Source organism: uncultured Kiloniella sp. (assembly GCF_937128705.1).
Lineage (GTDB): Bacteria > Pseudomonadota > Alphaproteobacteria > Kiloniellales > Kiloniellaceae > Kiloniella.
The window spans coordinates 1-6,081 of record NZ_CAKZMP010000395.1; the positions used below are offsets into that span (position 1 = coordinate 1).

Annotated in this window: 6 protein-coding genes; all 6 read right to left on the minus strand. The window is 41.0% G+C overall.

All coding sequences use genetic code 11. The features are described 5' to 3' along the window. Positions 1-768, minus strand: a 768-nt coding sequence (locus Q0241_RS20650) for a ParB/RepB/Spo0J family partition protein (RefSeq protein ID WP_299380973.1), incomplete at its 3' end; no start/stop codon positions are given. A gap of 76 nt (positions 769-844) precedes the next feature. Further along, on the minus strand, positions 845-1,666 hold the full coding sequence (locus tag Q0241_RS20655) for a ParA family protein (RefSeq protein WP_299380977.1): 822 nt from the start codon (positions 1,664-1,666) through the stop codon (positions 845-847). A gap of 31 nt (positions 1,667-1,697) precedes the next feature. Beyond that, positions 1,698-2,330: a 16S rRNA (guanine(527)-N(7))-methyltransferase RsmG gene (rsmG, locus tag Q0241_RS20660; protein ID WP_299380974.1), complete on the minus strand. Its 633-nt coding sequence runs from the start codon at positions 2,328-2,330 to the stop codon at positions 1,698-1,700. Beyond that, the gene (mnmG, locus tag Q0241_RS20665) at positions 2,320-4,188 is read right to left on the minus strand and encodes a tRNA uridine-5-carboxymethylaminomethyl(34) synthesis enzyme MnmG (protein ID WP_299380975.1); all 1,869 of its coding nucleotides are present in this window, start codon (positions 4,186-4,188) and stop codon (positions 2,320-2,322) included. Before mnmG ends, rsmG begins: the two co-directional genes overlap by 11 nt. 58 nt (positions 4,189-4,246) lie before the next feature. Next, a complete protein-coding gene (locus Q0241_RS20670; RefSeq protein ID WP_085901560.1) occupies positions 4,247-4,435 on the minus strand; it encodes a YqaE/Pmp3 family membrane protein in 189 nt (62 codons plus the stop codon). Between the two features lie 172 nt (positions 4,436-4,607). Further along, the gene (gene mnmE / locus Q0241_RS20675; protein WP_299380976.1) at positions 4,608-5,963 is read right to left on the minus strand and encodes a tRNA uridine-5-carboxymethylaminomethyl(34) synthesis GTPase MnmE; all 1,356 of its coding nucleotides are present in this window, start codon (positions 5,961-5,963) and stop codon (positions 4,608-4,610) included. Positions 5,964-6,081 lie beyond the last annotated feature (118 nt).

Below are 6,081 nucleotides of genomic sequence, written 5' to 3' on the forward strand. Positions count from 1 at the left end.
CGAGCCTGAACTTGGTTTAATCTTTGACGTAGAAATTGGCTTTTTAACCTGAACCTGACCTTCATCAGGCTCACTAAGCTCTTTTTTCATCGCTTTAGCCAAGCGTTCCGTTTCCCGAACAGAAAGACCTTTTGAAGAAATTTCCTGAGCAAGTTCAACGGCGTCTTCAGCGCCAACAAGTGCACGAGCATGACCGGCACTCAAATCACCTTTTTCGACGAGATTCTGTACTTCTTCCGGAAGAGAAAGCAAACGAAGTATATTTGCAATATGGCTGCGACTTTTCCCGATAATTTTGGCAACATCGTCTTGTTTATGGCCAAATTCATCCATAAGACGACGGTAACTAGTTGCTTCTTCGATCGGCGTTAGATCCTGACGCTGAACATTTTCAATTATTGCAACTTGAAGAACTTCAGCATCATTCAGTTCACGTATTACAACGGGAATTTCATGTAGCTGTGCCCGTTGAGAAGCCCGCCAACGACGTTCCCCCGCCACAATTTCATATTCTGATGAGAACTCAGGATGACGACGTACCAAAATAGGCTGAAGCAAGCCTGATTGTTCAATAGAATCAGCAAGCGTCGCAAGCGCTTCTTCTTCAAAATGACGGCGGGGCTGTTTAGCATTGGGATGGATATGCTCTATCGGAACTTGTTTTGTTGAACGTACTTTATCCAAAGACGCATAGTCTTCTGTCTCATCCCCAAAAAGAGCAGCAAGACCGCGGCCTAAATTTTTCCGTTTATCCTGAGCTTCAGCCACCAAACGACCCTTTCAACTAAGCCTGTTATGTATTTTACCTAGGTTAATTTTATTTGGGTTATGACCCGTTTAATTATTATGCAACAGCCGGTTCGGTAATACGAACCTGTTCGTTCCGAAGAATTTCCCCAGCCAACTTGATATAGGCCTGAGAGCCTGCACAAGCAACATCGTATAAAAGGACAGGCTTACCATGTGAAGGTGCCTCTGACACTCTGACATTACGCGGTATAACCGTATTGAACACCTTATCACCCAAGAAGGCCCGCACATCAGCAGCAACCATCTCACAAAGGTTGTTCCTTCTGTCATACATCGTAAGAACAACACCCTGAATTTGAAGGCGACGATTAAGCCCGCGCTTCACACGATCAATTGTACGAAGAAGGTGAGATAACCCTTCTAAGGCATAAAACTCTGTTTGTAGAGGCACAAGAACAGCATCAGAAGCAACCAGAGCATTCAAGGTCAGCAGACCAAGTGCAGGTGGGCAATCAATCAGGATATAATCAAACTGATCCAAAAGGGGACCAATAGCATTCACCAATTTAAATTCACGTTCTTTCAGGTTCACAAGCTCCAGCTCGGCACCTGAAAGTTCCACACCAGAAGAAATAACATGCATCCGGGGAACATCTGTTGATCTAACAGCACGCGTGATAGGTAAACCTTCGATCATAACCTGGTAAATGCTTTGTTGCCGGGCATCAGGTTCTACACCTAATCCAGTACTAGCATTCCCCTGAGGATCAAGATCAATAATCAGAACCTTTTTCTTACAAGCAGCTAAAGCTGTTGCCAGGTTAACGGTTGTTGTTGTTTTACCAACCCCACCCTTCTGATTTGCAATGGACCAAACCTTAGCTTCACGTTTCTTTTTACTTGAAATTGAATCCATATCTTGTACTGACACGATCAATCCCCCCAAGTTATAGAAGTTTGAGGTTCAATATTGCTGCATCATCATCAGACAAAGAATTGTACCTCGACACTTTCATAGTCCACTTTTTCTCTGCTTCGGTCAATTCCTCATCTACATTTCGCCCCTTTAAAAGCAAAAATTCAGGATCTTTTTTCCCTTTTGAAGCCTTTAAAAAGGACTGAGAGAAATCTAAAATTTTAGAAAGTGGTGCAAAAGCGCGTGCTGTAAAAACATCAACAGCAAAGGGTTCAACCTTTTCAATACGATTATTATGAACAATTAACCCTGCATCTGTTTCACGTGAAACTTCACGCAAGAACATTGATTTCTTAAGATCAGATTCCATCGCATGAACTTCCCCTGCTCCCAGTATAGCAAGAACAAGAGCTGGAAAACCTGCGCCACTTCCAAAATCAACAATTGTTTTTTTATGCTCTGTCTCAGAAAGATATTTAATAAGTTGAGCAGAATCTAAAAAATGGCGGATCCATAAATCAGGTAAGGTGTTTTTACTCACCAAATTGATTGCTTTATTCCATTTAATCAAAAGATCCGCATAGCATTTTAATTTATCCTCTGTTTCACGTGAAACAGAAATATGCTTTTTAAAAACTTCAATTCCAGTTTGATCAGGCAACATTATTTTTATCTAATCTTCTTACATATCTTAAAAGTGCAACCAGTGCAGCAGGTGTAACACCCGAGATACGCGACGCCGCGCCTAACGTATCAGGTTTTGATTGATTAAGTTTCTGAATAATCTCATTAGACAGACTTGGAACAGACGCATAATCAAAAGTTTCTGGTAGCTTTAAACCTTCATCTTTCTTAAAAGCTCTGATATCAGCATCTTGGCGATCAATGTAACCTGCATAGCTAGCATCTATCTCTAGTTGCTCTACGATAATCGGATCAAATTGTGAAAGGTCAGGCCATACTTTAGTTAGAACCTCTATCGTAACTTCAGGGTAACGAAGTAAGTCAAAAATAGACCTTCTTTGCCCATCTCTATTCACATTGATATCAAAGGCAATCAACTCATTAGGTGTCGCAGAATGTTCCTTTGCAAAAGCTCTTGCTTTTGAAAGCGCAGACATCTTCTCATTAAATACAGAAGCTCTGTCTTCTTTAATACACCCAATATCAAGCCCTATAGGTGTTAAACGTTGATCAGCATTATCAGCTCGAAGTTTCAAACGATATTCTGCACGACTAGTAAACATTCGGTAAGGCTCTGTAACCCCCAAAGTTACAAGATCATCAATCATGACCCCCATATAGGCATCAGCACGATCCAATACAAAATCCCTATCAGATCCTTGCGACTTCAATGCAGCATTTACACCAGCAATAAGACCTTGTGCGCCAGCCTCTTCATAACCAGTTGTCCCATTGATTTGACCTGCAAAGTAAAGTCCATGAACTTTCAACGTTTCAAGTGTTGGACGCAATTCACGCGGATCAACATAGTCATACTCAATTGCATAGCCATGTTGAAGTATTTTAGCTTTCTCAAGACCAGGAATAGTTTTCAGAAAATCTTCCTGAACGTCTTCTGGAAGAGATGTAGATATACCATTTGGATAGACATTTACATCGTCCAGACCTTCTGGCTCTAGAAAAATTTGATGGCGATCTTTCTCTTTAAAACGAACAACTTTATCTTCTATAGAAGGACAATACCGCGGACCTTTACTTTCGATTTGGCCAGAATACATAGGAGACTGGTCAATATTCTCAGCAATAATATCGTGGGTACCAACGTTGGTATAAGTTATATGACATGGAACCTGTTTTTGAGTAATTTCCTTTGTCATATAGGAAAATGGTTCTGGCGGCGTATCCCCTGGCTGAACAACCAAGTTACTATAATCAATAGTGCGTGTATCAAGTCGTGCTGGCGTGCCAGTTTTTAAACGTCCCAGCTCAAAACCAAACCGAGATAGAGTTTTGGATAAACCTATGGCTGGTTCATCCCCTACCCGACCGGCAGGAATTTTCTTTTTACCTAGATGAATTAACCCGTTTAAAAAAGTTCCTGTCGTCAAAACAACACCAGAAGAAAAGATCTTTTCCCCCGTAGCAGTAATGACACCGCAACAAATGTCATTTTCATCCAGAATAAGATCTTCAACAGGAGCTTCAAGAATTGTCAGATTTTCCTGATCATCCAAGAGTTCCTGAATAGCTTCTTTATATAATCTGCGATCAGCTTGAGCTCTCGGTCCGCGTACTGCTGGACCTTTACTTCTATTTAAGACACGAAACTGAATGCCACCTCGATCAATGGCTTTACCCATTAACCCATCAAGCGCATCAATTTCTCTTACTAGATGCCCTTTGCCAAGACCGCCTATGGCAGGGTTACAAGACATAACACCAATAGTCGATTTTTTATGGGTTACAAGAAGTGTAGTGACACCCATTCTGGCAGAAGCTGCAGCAGCCTCTGTTCCAGCGTGACCGCCCCCAACAACAATAACATCATAGTTTTTCATAGCTAATCGCTTTGCTATATTTTTCGAATTTTAAAAATACTTAGAACTACGTTAAAGGTTATTTACCCAAAGCGTCTTTAATTTTTTGATCCGTATTATATTGGCTCAATGCGTAAACAGACCAAATTGCTGCCACAGGCCAACCAATTAAAGTGATCTGTAAAATGAGACAAATGATTCCAGCAAAGGGTCTTCCAATTGTGAAAAATTGTAACCATGGAATAAGCAAAGCCAATAATAAACGCATTATCTTCCCTCTTAATAAGATTCTTCAAACTATAGATGAATTTGTCATAAGTGAGTTCACTGAAGTGAATTTACCCTCAACTTAATTTTCAGCCATATTCATAACTACTATATGGTCTGTTTCACGTGAAACATCGTTCACAAAACGCTTTACCTATGTAAGCTAAATTAGTTTATTTTCCAATGCAAAAATCACGGAAAATAACATCTAATAACTCTTCTACGTCAACTTTCCCAGTAATTCGTCCTAGATAGCGTGTCGCAAGGCGTAAATCTTCAGCACAAAGTTCTGGCAAATCAGTCTCAAGAGATCTACCTAATGAATCTAAACATTCAAGCAAAGCTGACCTATGCCGCTGTCTCGTAATACCGGATGAACTTCCAGACTGTCCCATATTAGAAACCACCCATGAATTAAGCTTTTCCAATAAGATATCTAAACCATCACTAGATTTAGTCGATATTTTAGTTATATCAAACCCAGAAACGGAAGAAGGGATTGTTTGATCAGCTTGATTTAAATCGTTTTTGTTAAGCGCAACAAAACTATTATCGCTATTCAATAATTTTAAAGTTTCAGTATCAAAATTATCTCTATCGGCGATATCAAAAACAGCCAGACATAGATCTGCGGATTCAGCGTTCTGTTTGGCTCTTCTTATCCCTTCGAGCTCAATTCCATCTGTCGTATTTTCTTCTATTTCTCTCAGACCAGCCGTATCGGAAACAATAACGGGATAACCAGATAGATCCAAATGTACTTCTATTATATCTCTCGTTGTCCCGGCAACATCAGAAACAATGGCGACTTCCCGTCGTGCCAAAGCATTCAGCAATGAAGATTTACCAGCATTTGGAGGTCCAACAATTGCTATCTTAATGCCGTTCCGTAAGCGTTCACCGCGATGACTTTCGGCCAGATGATGTTTAATATCTTCTATTAGCTGCTCTATATTGTGTTTTACTTGGGCTGAAATTCCTTCTTCCAACTCTTCATCTGGGAAGTCAATTTCAGCTTCCAAATAGGCAAGCATCCGGACCAGACGATTTCGCCACCCTTCCACCAGCTTAGAAAGTTCCCCATCCATTTGACGAATGGCTTGTTTCCTTTGAGCTTCAGTCTCTGCTGCGATGAGATCAGACAGTCCCTCTACTTCAGTTAAGTCGAGTTTGTCATTATCAAATGCGCGACGGGTAAATTCACCGGCTTCAGCTGGACGAAAATCAGGTAATTTTGCCAAAGCTTCGATCGTGCCATCAACTACAGCACGCCCACCATGGAGGTGTAGCTCGACAACATCTTCCCCGGTAAAACTACTGGGACCAGGAAACCAAAGAGCTAAACACCGATCCAGTTCAGCTTTATCTTCAGGATCAAACAATTTTATAAGAGCAGCAACACGAGGTTCAGGAAAAGAAGATGACATCTTTTCCAAAACAAGTTTGGCTGTGCTACCCGATATTCTAATCACAGCAACACCCGCCTGTCCCGGCGCAGTAGATAGGGCAAAAATTGTTTCGGAAGCCATCTTGTCTAAACCAATAAGAGTTTCATGCTCAATCGAAGGGAATTTGCACATTAGCCGCAGACAATCAGCAGGTCAAAACCCTTTATAACATAGCAGAACTGCAGAAGTTCTATGATCC

Coding starts and splice junctions, on each gene's coding strand:
- Q0241_RS20655 (WP_299380977.1), bottom strand. CDS start 1,666: ATGGATTCAATTTCAAGTAAAAAGAAACGTGAAGCTAAGGTTTGGTCC.
- rsmG (WP_299380974.1), bottom strand. CDS start 2,330: ATGTTGCCTGATCAAACTGGAATTGAAGTTTTTAAAAAGCATATTTCT.
- mnmG (WP_299380975.1), bottom strand. CDS start 4,188: ATGAAAAACTATGATGTTATTGTTGTTGGGGGCGGTCACGCTGGAACA.
- Q0241_RS20670 (WP_085901560.1), bottom strand. CDS start 4,435: ATGCGTTTATTATTGGCTTTGCTTATTCCATGGTTACAATTTTTCACA.
- mnmE (WP_299380976.1), bottom strand. CDS start 5,963: ATGGCTTCCGAAACAATTTTTGCCCTATCTACTGCGCCGGGACAGGCG.